Raw genomic sequence first — 15,257 nt, forward strand, 5'->3', positions numbered from 1 at the left:
GATCAGGCGGTGCGGGAGATCACCGCGGCCGTGCCGTAGGCGCAGACCTCCGTGCCCACGTCCGCCGCCTCCGTCACGTCGAAACGCATCATCAGGACGGCGTTGCCGCCGCGCGCCTTGGTCTGCTCGATCAGCCGCTGCATCGCCTCGTTGCGGCTCTCGACCAGCGTCTTCGTCAGACCGCGCAGCTCACCGCCGATCAGCGACTTGAGGCCCGCGCCGATCTGGCTGCCGATGTGGCGGCTGCGCACGGTCAGGCCGAAGACCTCGCCGATGATGTGGTCGACCTTGTAACCGGGGACGTCGTTGGTGGTCACGACCAGGACGTCCGCGTTCGGATGCTGCCCGCCGCCGTACTCGTTGATGTCTGCCATGGCCCCCATCCTGCCCCTGTCGTGCGTCCGAGTGACACAGGCGTGGCCGGACCGTGGCCGAGAAGCCTCCCGCAAGCCTGTCCGGACCGGTGATCGGACGCCCGAAAGGCCGTACCGTAGCCCCATGGGCGAGCGAAGCGATCATCCACAGGGACCGGGCGCGGCGGAGCACCCGGGCGACCCCGGCGACTCCGGAGCACCGGAGGTCGAGGCGACGGTGGTGCTGGGCCTGCGGATCACCGACTGGCCCGCCCTGCGGGCCGCCGCGATCCGGGCCGTCGAGGACCTGGACTTCGGCGGCGTCGACCCGGCCGGGCAGCGCCGCGAACTGCTGCGCGAGGTCTCCGAGGACGCCAACGCGGCCCTCGGCGCCCTGCTGCACCCGGACCGGCTGGTGGCGACCCTCCCCGGCGTCGAGGCCACCGGCGGCACGCTGGAGATCAGCGTCACCGAGGACTTCACGCCGGACTTCGCCGAACTCTTCCCGCTGGAGGGCGACGAGGAGGACGGCGGCGCCGGAGCCGACTGGACCCTCACCCCGCGCACCGCCTGCCTCCTCCACGCCCAGCTCCTCGGCCTCGCCGACGCCGCGTACGACGACCTCGAGGAACACGGCGACGACCCGGTCTCCGACGAGGACGACGCCGACTGGACGGTCTTCTCCCGCCTGCCCAAGCGCACCTGGACGCTGCACCGCTCCTGGCGCCGCGCCATGGCCCGGGCCTACGACGACCTCGCCGACGACCTCTCCCTCGGCGAATGGCCGCTGCCGCGCTGCCTCGCCGACGAGATCGCGCTGCGGATGGCGCTGCTGGACGCCCGGGCCCTGCTCGGCGCGCAGCCCGAATCGGTGGCCGACATGATGGGCGACCTGCCGGCCGACCTGTACGACTACGACTGGGACGGCTGCCACGACGAGCTGTTCGGCGTGTACGGCCCGGACGACGGCGACCCGGAACTGGCCGCCGAACAGCGCACCGAGGCGCTGCTGGCGGCCACCCACCCCGAGGGCTGGTTCCTGATGTACGAGGACGCGGAGGAGCGCGACCCCCAGCGCGGCTTCCGCCGCTGAACCGTGGCGGTGGCTGCGGCGGTGCTGTGGTGACGGACGGGGTTGCGGCTCTGGTCGCGGCTGGGGTGACGGCCGGGGCGGAAGCGGCCCGGGTGGGGCGGGCTGGCATGCTGGACGGGTGACTTCTCCGTTCGACACCCCCGCCTCCGACGCCCGCTCCGACGACCGGGACGACCCCCGCTCCGACGACCGGGACGAGCTGCCGCAGTACGTCCTCCCGCTGGTCGTCCGGCTGGAGAAGGCCACGCCGCCCGGGCGTACGGACGCCCTGGAGACCTCGGCGCGGGCGGTGCTGACCCTGCTCTCCGACCCCAGGGTGACCGAGCCGGACGGGGAGTGGGCCGAGCGGGTCGCGGCCTGGGAGGACGCCCGGATCCGCAAGGTGGTCCGCCGCGCCCGGGGCGGCGAGTGGCGCCGCGCGGGCGAACTGCCGGGCCTCACCGTGCAGGGCCGCGAAGCGGAGGTGCGGGTCTACCCCCCGATCCCGCTGGACGGCTGGCCCAAGGACCTCGCCAAGCTCCAGGTCTCCGGTACGGACCTGGAGGAGACCACCGAGCCCCCCACCCCCGACCCGGACCTCCCGGTGCTGTGGCTCAACCCCCGACTGGAGATGAGCGCGGGCAAGACCATGGCCCAGACCGGCCACGCCGCCCAACTGGCCTGGTGGCGCCTGGACGACACCCAGCGCAAGGACTGGGCCGAGTCCGGCTTCCCCCTCGCCGTCCGCACCGCTTCCCCGGACCACTGGGCCGACCTGGTCACGAGCGACCTCCCGGTCGTCCACGACGCGGGCTTCACCGAGATCGCCCCGGGCCCGACCGTCGCAGTCGAAGGCGGCACGCGCTACTGCCCCCTCCCGCGCCTGCGACGCAGGTGACAGCGAACGGATGACAGATGGCGAAATCTGTCATCCGTTCGCTGTCGGTTGTCAGCTTTCAGCTGTCACCTGTCAGGCCACCTCGCGGCGCCGGATGGCGCGCAGGCCGCCGTAGACCGCTGCCGCTGTCCACAGGGCCATGATCAACAGGCCCGTCCAGTGGCCGTAGTGGATGTCCGGGTCCGTCTGCAGGTGGGTCGCGTAGAGGCCGGCGCGGTCGGGGAGGAACTGGCCGATCTCGCGGACGCCCGGGATGGCGGCCAGCCAGGTGGTGCCGAGGAAGACCATGGGGGCGATCAGACCGAGGGCGGCGCTGAAGTTGCCCAGCATGGTGGTCAGTCCGAGGCAGAGCAGGACCAGGAGGGGGTGGTAGAGCGCCCCGGCGAGGAAGGCGCGGGTCAGACCGGGGGTGGAAAGGTCCAGGCCCGTGGTGCCTGCGACGGCGAGGAAGCAGCCGGTGGCCGTGGCCAGTCCGAGGAGCAGGCCCAGGGTGGCGCCAAGGGCGAGCTTGGCGCCGTAGAGCCGGGTGCGCCGGGGGACGGCTGTGAGTGAGGTGGCGATCATCCCGGTGTTGAACTCCTGCCCGATCAGCAGGACTCCGAGGCAGGCCACCGCGACGTGGCCGAAGAGCAGTCCGTAGTAGAGCGCCAACCCCTGGTCCCGGAGGAGCGATTGGTCGGCGTGGCCGTAGGCGGCGTTCACGGCGGCGGTGATGCCGACGGTCAGGACCAGTGCGACCGGAGGGGCCGCCCACTGCGAGGGCAGGGTGGTGAACTTGATCCGTTCGGCGCGCAGGGCGGCGGCGGTCGGGCGCATGTCGGTGCTCCTAGCTTCGGGCGGGGGTGGCGGGTTCGGCGGCGCGGTACTCGACGCTGTCGGCGGTCATCCGCATGAACGCCTCCTCCAGCGAGTCCCGGTGGACGGCGATCTCGTACAGCACCACGCCGTGTTCGGCGGCGAGCGCGGCGATCCGCTCGGGTGGGGCACCCGTCACCTCCCAGGCGCCGTCCTCGGCCGGGGCGGCCTCCAGGTCGCGGCCGGCGCGGCGGAACAGGGCAGCCAGCCTGGCCGGGTCGACGGCGCGCACGCGGACGCGGGTACGGCCGTGGCGGTCGATGAACTCGGAGGTGGCCGCGTCCGCGAGCAGCCGGCCCCGGCCGATGACCACCAAGTGGTCGGCGGTGAGCGCCATTTCGCTCATCAGGTGGGAGGAGACCAGCACCGCCCTTTCCTCGGCGGCGAGTTGGCGCAGCAGGGTGCGGATCCACCGGATGCCCTCCGGGTCCAGGCCGTTGACCGGCTCGTCCAGCAGGAGCACCGGCGGGTCTCCGAGCAGGGCCGCGGCCACGCCGAGGCGCTGGCGCATGCCGAGCGAGAAGCCGCGCACGCGCCGCCCGGCGGCGTCCGTCAGGCCGACCTGGTCGAGGACTTCGCCCACCCGGCGCTCCGGCAGGCCGTTGCTCGCGGCCAGCCAGCGCAGGTGGCCGCGCGCCGTGCGCCCGCCGTGCAGCGCGTGGGCGTCCAGCAGGGAGCCCACCCGCCGTAGCGGGCAGTCGAGTTCGGCGTACCGGCGGCCGTCGACCAGGGCCTGTCCGGCGGTGGGCCGGTCGAGGCCCAGGAGCAGGCGCAGGGTGGTGCTCTTGCCGGCGCCGTTGGGGCCGAGGAAGCCGGTCACCAGGCCCGGCCGCACGTCGAAGGTGAGGTCGTCGACGACGCGCCGGCCGTCGTACACCTTGGTCAGGCTCCTGATCTCGATCACGTCTGGGCTCCTTCGCGTTCGCCCCGCCGGTTGTCGTCGGTGACAAGTCCACCGGAGCGGCGCCGCGGGCACATCCCGCTGCGGCGGGGACGGGCCCTCCCTCTCGGGAGGGAGGCCGGGATGTTCGCTGACCTGGCAGGATGGGTCGCATGTCCAAGATCGTCGCGCCGCTGCTGGCGGGCACCACCTACGCCCGCCTCCTGCACCTGCTGGTCGGCTGGATCTTCGCGGGCGTGGTGCTGATGATCTACCCGGGCACGTACGACAAGGGCCTCGGCGAGATCCTGACGAAGAGCGCCGCCGTGGACGTCGTGCTGCTCGCGCTGGTCTCGCTCGTCCCCGCGGCGCGGCGCGCCGAGGGCGTGCAGGCGCGGCTGCTGCTCGTGCCCGAGCGCGAGGAGGACATCGGGGCGGAGCCGTCCCGGAGTTGGGCGGACCGGCGGCGTACGGCGGGCTGGCTGATCGGGCGGGTGGTGCTCGGATCGGCGGTCGGCTTCGCCCTGGCCTTCGGACTGCCCGCCGTGTACCAGCTGTTGACCGGCGCCGGCGGGTGGTGGGCGCTGCCGTTCGCGCCGCTGCTCCTGCTCGGCTGCGGATGGCTGGTCGTCGGGGCGGGGCGCCTTCAACTCGCCATGGCCGTCGCCCTGCTGGGACCGTCCCCGGCCGAGCGCCTGGCGGAGGCGGAGCTGCGCGCCGAACGGCTGCTGGAGCGCAACCGGTTGGCCCGCGAGCTGCACGACTCGATCGGCCACGCCCTGACGGTGACGGTCGTCCAGGCCGGGGCGGCGCGCGAGGTCGGCGATCCGGCCTTCGCCGCCCGGGCGCTCGAGGTCATCGAGGAGACCGGCCGCCGGGCCATGGAGGACCTCGAGCGCACCCTCGTCCTGCTGCGCGAGGCCCCGGCCGACGCAGGTGGCGGTGCCGCCGAGCAGCCCGGACTCGGGCAGCTGCCCGCGCTCTTCGACACCGTCCGCGCCGCCGGCAGCCCCGTCGACGCGAGGATCGAGGCCGCCGAGGGAGCGCTGCCCCGGGTGCTCTCGCGGGAGTCCTACCGGATCGTGCAGGAGGGCGTCACCAACGCGCTCAAGTACGCGCCGGGGGAGCGGGTCGAGGTGCGGATCGTTCTCAGGGACGGGCAGTTGGAGATGCGCTGCGCCAATCGGCTCCCGGGCGAGGGGAGTTCGGCGAGGGCGCACGGCAACTCGGGAGTTCGTAGGGGAGGAAAGGGTCTGCGCGGCATCCAGGAGCGTGCGGCCCTGCTCGGCGGGCGAGCAATGGCCGGGCCCTGCGAGGAGGGCGGTGGTCAGTGGGTGCTCGACGTGAGCCTGCCGCTGCACCTGGGCTCGTGACGGACGAACGCGACGGACGGGAAGAGGGCAACGGATGACGACGACGATCCTGCTCGCCGACGACGAGGAACTGGTCAGGCTCGGCATCAGGGCCGTCCTGGAGGCGCAGCCCGACCTGACGGTGGTCGGCGAGGCCGCGGACGGCGCCGAGGCGCTCGCCCTCGCCCGTGCGCTGCGTCCGGACGTCGTGCTGATGGACGTCCGGATGCCGGTGCTGGACGGTCTCGCGGCCACCCGCGAACTGCTTCGCCCGGGGGCGCCGGGGGAGGGGCCGCCGAAGATCCTCGTCGTCACCACCTTCGAGAACGACGACTACGTCTACGAGGCGTTGCGCGCGGGTGCGGACGGCTTCCTGCTCAAGCGCTCCCGCCCGGCCGAAATCGCTCACGCCGTACGGCTGGTGGCGGCGGGGGAGTCGCTGCTCTTCCCGGCAGCGATCCGCCGGCTGTCGGCCGGTCACGGCAACCCGCAGGCCCGGGCGGCGATGGCCCGCGCGGCCCTGACCGAGCGCGAGGCGGAGGTGCTGCGACTGGTCGCGGGCGGCCTGAGCAACGGCGAGATCGCCGAGCGGCTGTACCTCGGCGTGCAGACGGTGAAGACGCACGTGAGCAGCGTGCTGGCGAAGCTCGGCGCGCGGGACCGTACCCAGGCGGTGATCGCCGCGTACGAGTCGGGCTTCGTCGAGCCTTCGGGCGACTGAGAGCGCCGGACAGCGCACGGCGAGCAGCGCACAAGGGACAACCGACAGCGAACGGATGACAGATGGTGAAATCTGTCATCCGTTCGCTGTTCGCTGTTCGTCGTTCGCCGTCCGGCGTCAGGCCGGGTACGCGTGGGTCTGGGTCGCCTTGACGGAGGCCCAGACCTCGGTACCCGGGGTCAGGCGTAGGTCCGCGACGGCGGCGGCGGTGAGGTCGGCGGCCATGGGGAGGGGGCCGGTAAGGTCGGCGCGGACCTGGTCGCCGTGGAGGTCGAGGCCCGTGACCTCGGCGGGCCACAGGTTGCGGGCGCTGGTCCGGGGGCGTTCGCGGTAGAGGGTGACGGCGGACGGGGGGAAGGCGACGAAGGCGGGGCCGGTCAGGTCCTCGGTGGTGGCGAGGACCGTGCCGTCCGGGAGGGTGACGTGGGGGCCGTCGGCGACGCCCTGGTAGAGGTTGAGGCCGACCAGGCGGGCGATGTAGTCGGTGCGCGGGCGGCGGGCGATCTCGGACGGGCTGCCGGACTGCACCTCGCGCCCCTCCTCGATCACCACCAGCCGGTCGGCCAGCACCATGGCGTCCAGCGGGTCGTGGGTCACCAGCACCGCGACCGCCTCGAACTCAGCTAGATGGCGCCGCAGTTCGGCCCGTACGTCCAGCCGGGTGCGGGCGTCCAGGGCGGCCAGCGGCTCGTCCAGCAGCAGCAGGCGCGGCCGCACCGCCAGCGCCCGGGCGAGTGCCACCCGCTGCGCCTGCCCGCCGGAGAGCCGGCCGGGGCGGACGGAGGCGTGCTCGGCCAGGCCGAGGCGTTCGAGCCAGGCGTGGGCCTCCGCGCGGGCCTCGCGCCTGGGGCGGCCCTGGCAGCGCGGGCCGAAGGCGACGTTGTCGAGGGCGCTGAGGTGGGGGAAGAGCAGGTAGTCCTGGAACACCACGCCGACCGGCCGCTCCTCGGCGGGGGCGCGCAGCCGCCGGGCGGGGGCCTCCAGCAGGCGTCCGTCCAGACTGAGGTGTCCGCCGGTGAGCGGCAGCAGTCCGGCGAGGGCGCGCAGGGCGGTGGACTTGCCGGCGCCGTTGGGGCCGAGCAGCGCGACGACCTCGCCGGGCTCGGCGGTGAGCGCGAGGTCGAGGGTGAACGCGGGCCGTTCCACCCGCAGTCGGGCGTCCAAGGCGGATACGGCCGGGAAGTCGGACACGGCGAGGGTCGAGGTGCTCACCCGGCTCCTCCTCAGGGGCGTCACGGCGTGGTCAGCCAGCGCTCGCGCAGCCCGACCAGGACGGCGACGGAGACCACCAGCAGCACCAGCGACAGCGCGATCGCCGCCTGCGGGTCGGACTCCATGGCCAGGTAGACGGCCAGCGGCATGGTCTGGGTGCGGCCGGGGAAGTTCCCGGCGAAGGTGATCGTCGCCCCGAACTCGCCGAGGGCCCGCGCCCAGGCGAGCACGGCGCCGGCGGCGATCCCGGGGGCGATCAGCGGCAGGGTGACCCGTCGGAAGGCGGTCAGCCGACCGGCGCCGAGGGTGGCGGCGGCCTCCTCGTAGCGCGGGTCGGCGGCCCGCAGCGCGCCCTCGACGCTGATCACCAGGAACGGCATCGCCACGAACGCCTCGGCGATCACCACCCCGGTGGTGGTGAAGGGCAGGGTGAGGCCGAAGGCGGAGTCCAGCCAGGAGCCGACGATCCCGCGCCGCCCCAGGACGAGCAGCAGCGCGACGCCGCCGACCACCGGCGGCAGCACCAGCGGCAGGGTGACCAGCGCCCGTACCAGCCGCCGCCCGGGCAGTTCGGTGCGGGCGAGCAGCCAGGCCAGCGGGACGCCGAGGACCAGCGACACCGCCGTGGCCGCCGTGGCGCTGATCAGGGAGAGCCGCAGGGCGTCCCAGACGGCCGTGCCGGTCAGCTGCTCGGACAGCCCGCTCCACGGCGCCCGGATCAGCAGGCCGGCCACCGGCAGGATCAGGAACGCGAGCCCGAGCAGGGCCGGGAGCAGCAGTGCCAGCGGGGCACGGGCCCGCCGTGGGCGCGGCCGCCGCCCCGGCCCCGGCGGGGTCTGCGGGGGTGCGGCGTCGTCCCCGGGGCCGGTGCGCGTGCGGGAGTTCACGGCGCCTGGAAGCCCGCCGCGGTCAGCACCTGTCGGGCCTCGGGCGAGGTGACGTACGCGAGGAAGGCGGCGGCGCCGTTCTTGTTGGGGGCCTTGGCGAGCGCCGCGACGGGGTAGTCGTTGACGGCCTTGGCAGCCTCGGGGAAGTCCACGCCATCGATCTTCGCAGCATCGGCGTGCACATCGGTCCTGTACACCAGTGAGGCGTCGACCTCGCCGAGTTCGACCTTGGTGAGGGCGCCCTTGACGTCCTGCTCCAGGGTGACGGGGGTGAGCTGCAGGTCGGCGGCCTTGAGCGCGGTCAGGGCGGCGGCGCCGCAGGGCACCTCCTTTGCGCAGAGCGCGACCTTCACGCCGGGGGCGGTGAGGTCCCTGAGACCCGCGACGTGCTTGGGGTTGCCCTTGGGCACGGCGATGGTGAGGGTGTTCCTGACGAAGGTGGTGGGCCGGCCACTGACGCCGCCCGCGTCGGTGACGGTCTTCATGGTGGCGGGGCTGGCGGCGGCGAACACGTCGGCGGGGGCGCCGGAGTTGATGCTGGTGGCGAGGGTGGAGCTGCCGCCGAAGTTGAAGACGACCTTGGCGCCCGGGTTGGCGGCCTCGAACTTCTTGCCGAGGTCGGTGAAGGTCTCCTTGAGCGAGGCGGCGGCGAACACGGTGACGGTCCCGCTGGCCTTCACCGCGCCGCCGTCGGCCGAGGAGGGGGCGGCGGGAGCCGAGGAGGTCCCGGGGTCCGAGGAGGAGGACGAGCCGCAGGCGGAGGCCCCCAGGCCCAGGGCGAGGACGGCCGCGCAGGCCACGACGAGCCGCCGGGCGGGCGTACGGGCGTGCTTACGGGCAGGCGGGCGTACGGGCGTGCGGGTGCTCATCGGGGCTTCCCTCCGGGGCGCGCGCCGGAAGGGGCGCGAGGGCGGCGGCGCCGCGACTGCGGCCTTGTCGGCGATCATAGTGCCGCATGTGCGAGCGATTCGTCCCCTGTCGCTTCGCACAGGCGAGGGAGGAGCGGGGAACACCCTCGCCTGTCGGAAGACTCAACCCCGTCGCGGTCCCGTCGCGGTGCCGTCGCGCCCGACCGCCCCGGCGCCGGAAATTGCATCGCGCGCGGGACCGCCGACCGGCGAGAGTGTGCTCACGTCCAGATGACCGGCCGAGCCGTCCCGGCCGAGCCCTAGGGGAGGAGTCCGTCCCATGTCCACGCTTCGCGTCACCGCCGAGAAGCTGATCGTCCTGGAGCACCCGAACGCCGATGCCCTGGAGCTCGCGCAGGTCGGACTCTACCGGGCGGTGGTGGCCAAGGGCGCGTACCGGACGGGCGACTACGCCGTCTACATCCCCGAACAGGCCGTACTTCCCGAGGAGTTGATCGAGGAGCTGGGGCTCACCGGCAAGCTGGCCGGGGCCCGGGCCAACCGCGTCCGGGCCGTACGGCTGCGCGGCGAGCTCTCCCAGGGCATCGTCTGCCGGCCTGCCGCGCTGGCCGGCGCGGACCTGGAGGCCGCCGCCGGGAGCGGCGAGGACTTCGCGGAGCTGCTCGGGGTCGTCAAGTGGCAGCCGCCGGTGCCGGTGTCGATGAGCGGGGAGGCGGTCAGCGCCCCCGACCTGCTGCCCTGGGTCGACATCGAGAACCTGAAGCGCTATCCGGACGTCTTCGAGCCGGGCGAGCCGGTCGTGCTGACCGAGAAGCTGCACGGCAGTTGCTGCCTGCTCACGTACACCGCCGCCACCGGGGAGGTGCAGGTCTCCTCCAAGGGGATCGGCGCGCAGGGCCTCGCCCTGGTCGAGACCGAGCGCAACCTGTACTGGCGCACGGTGCGCGCCCACGGCGTACCGGAGGTCGCGGCCCGGCTGGCCGAGCGGCTCGGCGCCGAGCGGGTCGGCATCTTCGGCGAGGTCTTCGGCGAGGGCGTGCAGGACCTCACCTACGGTGCCACCGCCCGCGCGGGCCTGCCCGGGTACGCCGCCTTCGACGTGTCGGCCGTCGTCGACGGACGGCTGATCTGGCTGGGCGCCGCCGAACTGCTGGACGGGCAGCTGCCGTTGGTGCCCGAGCTGTGGCGCGGGCCGTTCGACCGCGAGACGGTGCTGGCCTTCGCCGAGGGCAAGGAGACCCACTCCGGGCGCGGACTCCACCTGCGCGAGGGCGTGGTGGTCCGCCCGGTCACCGAGCGCTGGAGCCTGCTGCTCGGCAGCCGGGCCATTGCCAAGGTGGTCAGCGATGCCTACCTGACCCGCAAGGGCGGCACCGAGTACGAGTGAGCCGGGCAGGAGGGGCGCGGAGCGATGGCCTCCGTGCCCTTCCCGCCCTTCCCGTAGTGACTACCCGTCAGTCGCCCGGGCGGAGGCCGAGTCGGTCCTGGCCGGCCGGGCGCCGACCGCGGCCGACCTGGACCGCCTGCCGTATCTGACCCGGGTGCTGAAGGAGGCGGTGCTCACCCTCGCGGTGCTGCTGCGGGACTTCGAGGTGGAGGCGGTGGACGGGCGGGTGGCGCTCGGCCAGGGCATAACGCTGCAGGTGACGAGCCCGATGAGGCTGCGGGTGAGGCCGCGCGGCGCCGTGGGTCAGGGGCCCGGCGCAGGACCGGGCACAGGACCGGCCCATTCGAACACACCGAAGCCGACCAGCGGGTAGCTTTTCAGATCTTCCGGCAATCGATTCCGGCCCCTCGATAGCGTCCCACGCACCCCGGGCCAGTCGTGCACATGCACCTGGCATATGACGGCACCGGCCGTCCGCCCGGCCCGGGGAGCCCGGGCGCACCGCGTACCGCCCCGGGCCCGACCGGTCGACCGGAGGTCCGATGGGCACCCTCAACCACTTCAGCTTCGGCTGGCTGACGCCCGCGCTCTCGTACGTCATGGCCTGCGCCGGCGCCGCCCTGGGCCTGCGCTGCACCCTGCGCGGCCTCGCGGCGGACGGCGCCGCCCGCCGCAACTGGCTGCTCACGGCCGCCGCCGCGATCGGCTCCGGCATCTGGACGATGCACTTCGTCGCGATGTTCGGCTTCACCGTCGACGGCACCGAACTGCGCTACAACGTGCCGCTGACCGTCCTCAGCCTGCTCGTCGCCGTCCTGGTCACGGGCCTCGGGCTCACCGTCGTCTGCTACGGCCGCCACCGGGGCCTCTCCCTGCTCGCCGGGGGCGTCACCACGGGCCTGGGCGTCGCCGCGATGCACTACCTCGGCATGGCCGCCGTCCGGATGCACGGCGGACTGCACTACGACGCCGGCACCGTCGCGCTCTCCGTCCTGATCGCGGTCGGCGCCGCCACCGCCGCCCTCGGGGCCGCCGTGACCATCCGCAACGTGTACGCGGCCGCCGCCGCCTCGCTGGCCATGGGCATCGCCGTCACCTGCATGCACTACACCGGCATGGCCGCCGTCCACGTCCGGCTCGACCCCGAGCGCACCGGGCTCGGCGGGGCCAGCCCGATGGAGTTCGTCTTCCCGCTCGCCGTGGGCCTCGGGTCCTTCCTCTTCCTCGCCTCCGCCTTCGTCGCGCTCTCCCCGACCGCCCAGGAGCGGGCCGGGTACCGGGAGGCGGGTGAACTGGCCATCGAGGAGTTCCCGGCGGGGCAGGAGCGCGCCGCAGCGCGCCCCGCGCCCGGCTCCACGCCCGCGCGCACGCCCGGCACGGAGGCAGGGCACGAGCCCGTACGGCAGCACCGCGCCGCCTGAGCGCCCCCGGACGCGCGCCCGGCTTCTCTCGTCGACACCTCTCGTCGACACGTCTGGTCGACACGTCTTGTCGACCCCACCCGCCGACCTCTCCCGCACAGGAAAGGCTGCTCACCCATGCGAGAAGACCGCGGTCACGCCCCCGGCGCGCGCCGGGGCGCCCACGCTGGGCCGCCGGCGCGCCAGCCGCGCCCCGGCCCCTGGCTGCGCCGCCTGCGCCCCCGGTCGGTCCGCGCCCGGATCATCGCCCTGCTGATGGTGCCGGTCGTCTCCGTGATCGGCCTGTGGGGGTTCGCCACTGTCACCACCGCCCAGGGCGTCTGGGACCTGCTGCGCCAGCGCGACGCCCAGCGCACCGTCCTCACACCGCTGCGCGACACCGTCGTGGGCCTCCAGGCCGAACGGGCCGCCGCCGGACAGCTCCTGGCCACCGCCCAGGGCGCCCCCACCGCCGCCCGCGAGGGAGACCTGCGCACCGCCGCGTCCGGCACCGACCGCGCCTTCGCCCCGCTCTTCCCCGACCCCGGCCGCCCCGGCCAGGGCTACAACCGGGCCGACGCCCAGGGCCTCGGCGCCGAGGCCGCGGCCCGGCTGGACGCCCTCGCCGGCTCCCTCGCCGCCCTGCCCGAACTGCGCGCCCGCGTGCTCGCCCGGGGCGTCGGCTGGCCCGAGGCGTACACGGCGTACGGGCAGGCGGTGGACCGGGCGCTCGCGGCCTCCACGGCCGTCACCGTGCGGCTCGGGCCCGGCGGCAGCGGCGGCGACGCCGACGTACGGGCCCCGCTCGACCTCGCCCGCTCCCGCGAACTCCTGGCCCGCGAGGACGCGTTGCTGCGCGCCGCCCGGCTCTCCGGAACCCTCGGCGACGACCAGTGGCGCGAGTTCTCCGGCGCGGCCTTCGCCCGGCGGGAGCTCCAGCAGTCCGTCGCCGGTGTGCAGTCGACGCATGTTGCGCAGTCCGTCAGCGGCGTGCAGCCCGCGAACGGCCCGGAGGCCGCCGCCGACGACCAGGACCGCCGCGACCTCGCCGCCTACGAGGAGAAGGTGCGCACCTCGCCCGACGCCCGTGCCGCGCTGGCCGCCGTGCCCGCCGACCGGTGGGCGCTGGTGGCCGGGAACACGGCCCGCGCGCTCGGGGCCGCCGAGGACCGGGCGGGCCGCCTCGCCGCCGAGAGCCGCAACCCCTACGCCCTGGGCCTGTTCACCCCGGCCGGGATCGCCGTGCTGCTGGGCCTGCTCGCCGTGGCCGCCTCGCTGGTGATCTCCGTGCAGATCGGGCGCGGGCTCGTCACCGAGCTGATCGGCCTGCGCAACTCGGCCCTGGACCTCGCCGGGCGCAAACTCCCCGCCACCATCCGCAGGTTGAGGGCGGGCGAGGAGGTGGACGTCGAGGCGGAGGCGCCTCGGCCGACGGACGGAAGCACCGTGGGCGGTGACGAGATCGGCCAGGTGCACCGGGCGCTGGGCACCGTGCAGCGTGCGGCCGTCACGGCGGCCGTCGAGCGGGCCGAGGTGCTGTCCGGGGTCTCCGGGGTGTTCGTCAACCTCGCCCGCCGCAGCCAGGTGCTGGTGCACCGCCAGCTCACCCTGCTGGACTCGATGGAGCGCCGCACCGAGGACCCGTCCGAACTCGCCGACCTCTTCCGGCTCGACCACCTCACCACCCGGATGCGGCGCCACGCCGAGGGCCTGATCATCCTCTCCGGCGCCGCCCCCGGGCGCGCCTGGCGCCGGCCCGTCCCGCTGGTGGACGTGGTGCGCGCGGCCGTCTCCGAGGTCGAGGAGTACGCCCGGGTCGAGGTGCACCCGCTGCCGCGCGCCGCCGTCGCGGGCCACGCCGTCGCGGACCTCACCCACCTGGTGGCCGAACTCGTCGAGAACGCCACCGGGTTCTCCCCGCCGCACACCCGGGTGCACGTGCGCGGCGAACGGGTCGGCAACGGCTACGCGTTGGAGATCGAGGACCGGGGCCTGGGCATGGGGGCGGGCGCGCTGGCCGACGCCAACCGGCGGATCGCCGCCGCCGAGCAGTCGGACCTGTTCGACAGCGACCGGCTGGGCCTGTTCGTGGTCAGCCGGCTCGCCCGGCGGCACGACGTCAGGGTCTCGCTGGTGCCCTCCGCGTACGGCGGCACCACGGCCGTCGTCCTGCTGCCCACGGAGCTGCTGGCCGACGGGAGCGGGCAGCCGCACCAACAGATCGAGCCCGTCGAGGAGTTGGACATCGAGTCGGTGACACCCCCGCGGACTCCGATGGCTCCGGCGGCCCCCGCGTACGGGCCGACGGGGACTCCTCCGGCGGCGGGTGGGCCGCCGCCGGAGGCCGGGGAGGGGGCGGCGCTGCTGTCCTTCGGGGGCAGGGCCGGGGAGTCGGGCCCGGCGCGCCACGTCCCGTACCGCTCCCCGTGCCGCTCCCCGCACCGGCCTGCGGCGGACGGCGGCCCGGGCAGCGCGGTGCGTCCGCGCTCCGGCCCCGAGCGGTCCGAACTCGCGGCCAGCGAGGAGGAGTTGCCGCGCCGCGTCCGCCAGGCCAGCCTGGCGCCGCAGCTGCGGGCCGCCCCCGAGAGGCCGGACCCGCGCCGAGGCCGGTTCGCGTCCGGGACCGTCGCCGGGGCCGCAGCCGGGCCCGAGGAGCGCAGCCCGGAGGAGGCGCGGGCCGCGATGGCCGCCTTCCAGACCGGGTGGGCGCGCGGCTCCCGGCCGTACGGCGAAACGCCGTACGGCCGCACGAGCGACCAGCCCGGCGACAGGCCGGGCGAGCGCCACCTGCCAGAGCACCGACCCGAAGGAGAGACCACATGATCGGTACCACCCACCGCGCGGGCGAGCTGAACTGGCTGCTCGACGAGTTGGCCCAGCGCGCCCCGGAGGTCCGCTTCGCCGTGATGCTCTCCGCGGACGGCCTGGCCATCGGCAGCTCCGCCGGCCTCCAGCGCGAGGACGGCGACCACCTCGCCGCCGTCGCCTCCGGCTTCCACAGCCTGGCCAAGGGCGCGGGCCGCCACTTCGGCGCCGGCGAAGTGCGCCAGACCATGGTCGAGTTGGAGGGCGGCTACCTGCTGGTCGCGGCCGCCGGCGAGGGCACCTGCCTCGCCGTGTTCACCACCGCCCGCGCCGATCTGGGCCTGATCGCCTACGAGATGGCCAGGATGGTGCGCCGCGTCGGCGAGCACCTGGGCACCGCACCGCGCGCGGTCCACGGCGGGTGAGCCCGGTGCAGCGTCCGTACGAGCAGCGTCCGTACGAGCAGGGCCGGTTCGAGCAAGGCCCGTACGCCCAGGGCTCGTACGCTCAGGGCCCGTTCCGGCAGCGCCCCGAGCACCCGCGCACCGAACCCGACGGCGCGCGGG

General features: G+C 74.7%; 15 protein-coding genes. 9 read left to right on the forward strand and 6 right to left on the reverse strand.

Annotated features, from left to right (window positions below; all coding sequences use genetic code 11):
- Window positions 1-2: 2 nt before the first annotated feature.
- Window positions 3-374 (reverse strand): YbjQ family protein, encoded by a 372-nt coding sequence (locus tag IH61_RS0104220; protein ID WP_031065077.1) that lies wholly within the window; start codon window positions 372-374, stop codon window positions 3-5.
- 124 nt (window positions 375-498) lie between these two features.
- Between IH61_RS0104220 and IH61_RS0104225 the strand changes: the two genes are divergently transcribed.
- Both IH61_RS0104225 and IH61_RS0104230 read left to right on the forward strand, forming a co-directional pair.
- On the forward strand, window positions 499-1,446 hold the full coding sequence (locus IH61_RS0104225; RefSeq protein WP_158844634.1) for a hypothetical protein: 948 nt from the start codon (window positions 499-501) through the stop codon (window positions 1,444-1,446).
- 118 nt (window positions 1,447-1,564) lie between these two features.
- On the forward strand, window positions 1,565-2,323 hold the full coding sequence (locus IH61_RS0104230) for a peptidyl-tRNA hydrolase (protein ID WP_037971579.1): 759 nt from the start codon (window positions 1,565-1,567) through the stop codon (window positions 2,321-2,323).
- A gap of 72 nt (window positions 2,324-2,395) precedes the next feature.
- Here the strand turns inward: IH61_RS0104230 and IH61_RS0104235 are convergent, their stop codons facing one another.
- Both IH61_RS0104235 and IH61_RS0104240 read right to left on the reverse strand, forming a co-directional pair.
- Window positions 2,396-3,139 (reverse strand): ABC transporter permease, encoded by a 744-nt coding sequence (locus IH61_RS0104235; protein WP_031065083.1) that lies wholly within the window; start codon window positions 3,137-3,139, stop codon window positions 2,396-2,398.
- Window positions 3,140-3,149: 10 nt separating this feature from the next.
- Window positions 3,150-4,082 carry an ABC transporter ATP-binding protein gene (locus tag IH61_RS0104240; RefSeq protein ID WP_031065085.1) on the reverse strand — a complete coding sequence of 311 codons (933 nt, stop codon included), beginning with the start codon at window positions 4,080-4,082 and terminating at the stop codon, window positions 3,150-3,152.
- A 149-nt stretch (window positions 4,083-4,231) separates the two neighbouring features.
- On the opposite strand from IH61_RS0104240, the gene IH61_RS0104245 reads away from it, so the two are divergent.
- Together IH61_RS0104245 and IH61_RS0104250 are read left to right on the forward strand one after the other, a co-directional pair.
- Window positions 4,232-5,431, forward strand: coding sequence for a sensor histidine kinase (locus tag IH61_RS0104245; RefSeq protein ID WP_031065087.1), 1,200 nt, complete (start codon window positions 4,232-4,234; stop codon window positions 5,429-5,431).
- Window positions 5,432-5,465: 34 nt separating this feature from the next.
- Window positions 5,466-6,131 carry a response regulator transcription factor gene (locus IH61_RS0104250; RefSeq protein ID WP_031065090.1) on the forward strand — a complete coding sequence of 222 codons (666 nt, stop codon included), beginning with the start codon at window positions 5,466-5,468 and terminating at the stop codon, window positions 6,129-6,131.
- Window positions 6,132-6,248: 117 nt separating this feature from the next.
- On the opposite strand, the gene IH61_RS0104255 is transcribed toward IH61_RS0104250, so the two are convergent.
- The 3 genes from IH61_RS0104255 to modA are packed head-to-tail and all read right to left on the reverse strand — an operon-like array spanning window position 6,249 to window position 9,099.
- Entirely contained in the window at window positions 6,249-7,343 is a 1,095-nt protein-coding gene (locus IH61_RS0104255; protein WP_051836203.1) for an ABC transporter ATP-binding protein, read from the reverse strand.
- A gap of 20 nt (window positions 7,344-7,363) precedes the next feature.
- The gene (locus IH61_RS0104260; protein WP_051836204.1) at window positions 7,364-8,230 is read right to left on the reverse strand and encodes an ABC transporter permease; all 867 of its coding nucleotides are present in this window, start codon (window positions 8,228-8,230) and stop codon (window positions 7,364-7,366) included.
- Window positions 8,227-9,099 (reverse strand): molybdate ABC transporter substrate-binding protein, encoded by an 873-nt coding sequence (gene modA / locus IH61_RS0104265; RefSeq protein WP_051836205.1) that lies wholly within the window; start codon window positions 9,097-9,099, stop codon window positions 8,227-8,229. The genes IH61_RS0104260 and modA overlap by 4 nt, the downstream gene beginning before the upstream one ends.
- Before the next feature lie 319 nt (window positions 9,100-9,418).
- On the opposite strand from modA, the gene IH61_RS0104270 reads away from it, so the two are divergent.
- From IH61_RS0104270 to IH61_RS0104290, 5 genes are all read left to right on the forward strand, one after another.
- Window positions 9,419-10,486 (forward strand): RNA ligase (ATP), encoded by a 1,068-nt coding sequence (locus IH61_RS0104270; protein ID WP_031065102.1) that lies wholly within the window; start codon window positions 9,419-9,421, stop codon window positions 10,484-10,486.
- A 154-nt stretch (window positions 10,487-10,640) separates the two neighbouring features.
- Window positions 10,641-10,859: a hypothetical protein gene (locus IH61_RS0104275; protein WP_031065104.1), complete on the forward strand. Its 219-nt coding sequence runs from the start codon at window positions 10,641-10,643 to the stop codon at window positions 10,857-10,859.
- Between the two features lie 169 nt (window positions 10,860-11,028).
- A complete protein-coding gene (locus IH61_RS0104280) occupies window positions 11,029-11,907 on the forward strand; it encodes an MHYT domain-containing protein (RefSeq protein WP_078910818.1) in 879 nt (292 codons plus the stop codon).
- A 117-nt stretch (window positions 11,908-12,024) separates the two neighbouring features.
- On the forward strand, window positions 12,025-14,709 hold the full coding sequence (locus tag IH61_RS0104285; RefSeq protein WP_051836206.1) for a nitrate- and nitrite sensing domain-containing protein: 2,685 nt from the start codon (window positions 12,025-12,027) through the stop codon (window positions 14,707-14,709).
- Window positions 14,706-15,116: a roadblock/LC7 domain-containing protein gene (locus IH61_RS0104290; protein WP_031065113.1), complete on the forward strand. Its 411-nt coding sequence runs from the start codon at window positions 14,706-14,708 to the stop codon at window positions 15,114-15,116. Before IH61_RS0104285 ends, IH61_RS0104290 begins: the two co-directional genes overlap by 4 nt.
- Window positions 15,117-15,257 lie beyond the last annotated feature (141 nt).

The organism is Streptomyces sp. NRRL WC-3742 (assembly GCF_000720635.1).
Classification (GTDB): Bacteria; Actinomycetota; Actinomycetes; order Streptomycetales; family Streptomycetaceae; genus Kitasatospora.

Coding starts and splice junctions, on each gene's coding strand:
- IH61_RS0104220 (WP_031065077.1), bottom strand. CDS start 374: ATGGCAGACATCAACGAGTACGGCGGCGGGCAGCATCCGAACGCGGAC.
- IH61_RS0104225 (WP_158844634.1), top strand. CDS start 499: ATGGGCGAGCGAAGCGATCATCCACAGGGACCGGGCGCGGCGGAGCAC.
- IH61_RS0104235 (WP_031065083.1), bottom strand. CDS start 3,139: ATGCGCCCGACCGCCGCCGCCCTGCGCGCCGAACGGATCAAGTTCACC.
- IH61_RS0104245 (WP_031065087.1), top strand. CDS start 4,232: ATGTCCAAGATCGTCGCGCCGCTGCTGGCGGGCACCACCTACGCCCGC.
- IH61_RS0104250 (WP_031065090.1), top strand. CDS start 5,466: ATGACGACGACGATCCTGCTCGCCGACGACGAGGAACTGGTCAGGCTC.
- modA (WP_051836205.1), bottom strand. CDS start 9,099: ATGAGCACCCGCACGCCCGTACGCCCGCCTGCCCGTAAGCACGCCCGT.
- IH61_RS0104270 (WP_031065102.1), top strand. CDS start 9,419: ATGTCCACGCTTCGCGTCACCGCCGAGAAGCTGATCGTCCTGGAGCAC.
- IH61_RS0104280 (WP_078910818.1), top strand. CDS start 11,029: ATGGGCACCCTCAACCACTTCAGCTTCGGCTGGCTGACGCCCGCGCTC.
- IH61_RS0104285 (WP_051836206.1), top strand. CDS start 12,025: ATGCGAGAAGACCGCGGTCACGCCCCCGGCGCGCGCCGGGGCGCCCAC.
- IH61_RS0104290 (WP_031065113.1), top strand. CDS start 14,706: ATGATCGGTACCACCCACCGCGCGGGCGAGCTGAACTGGCTGCTCGAC.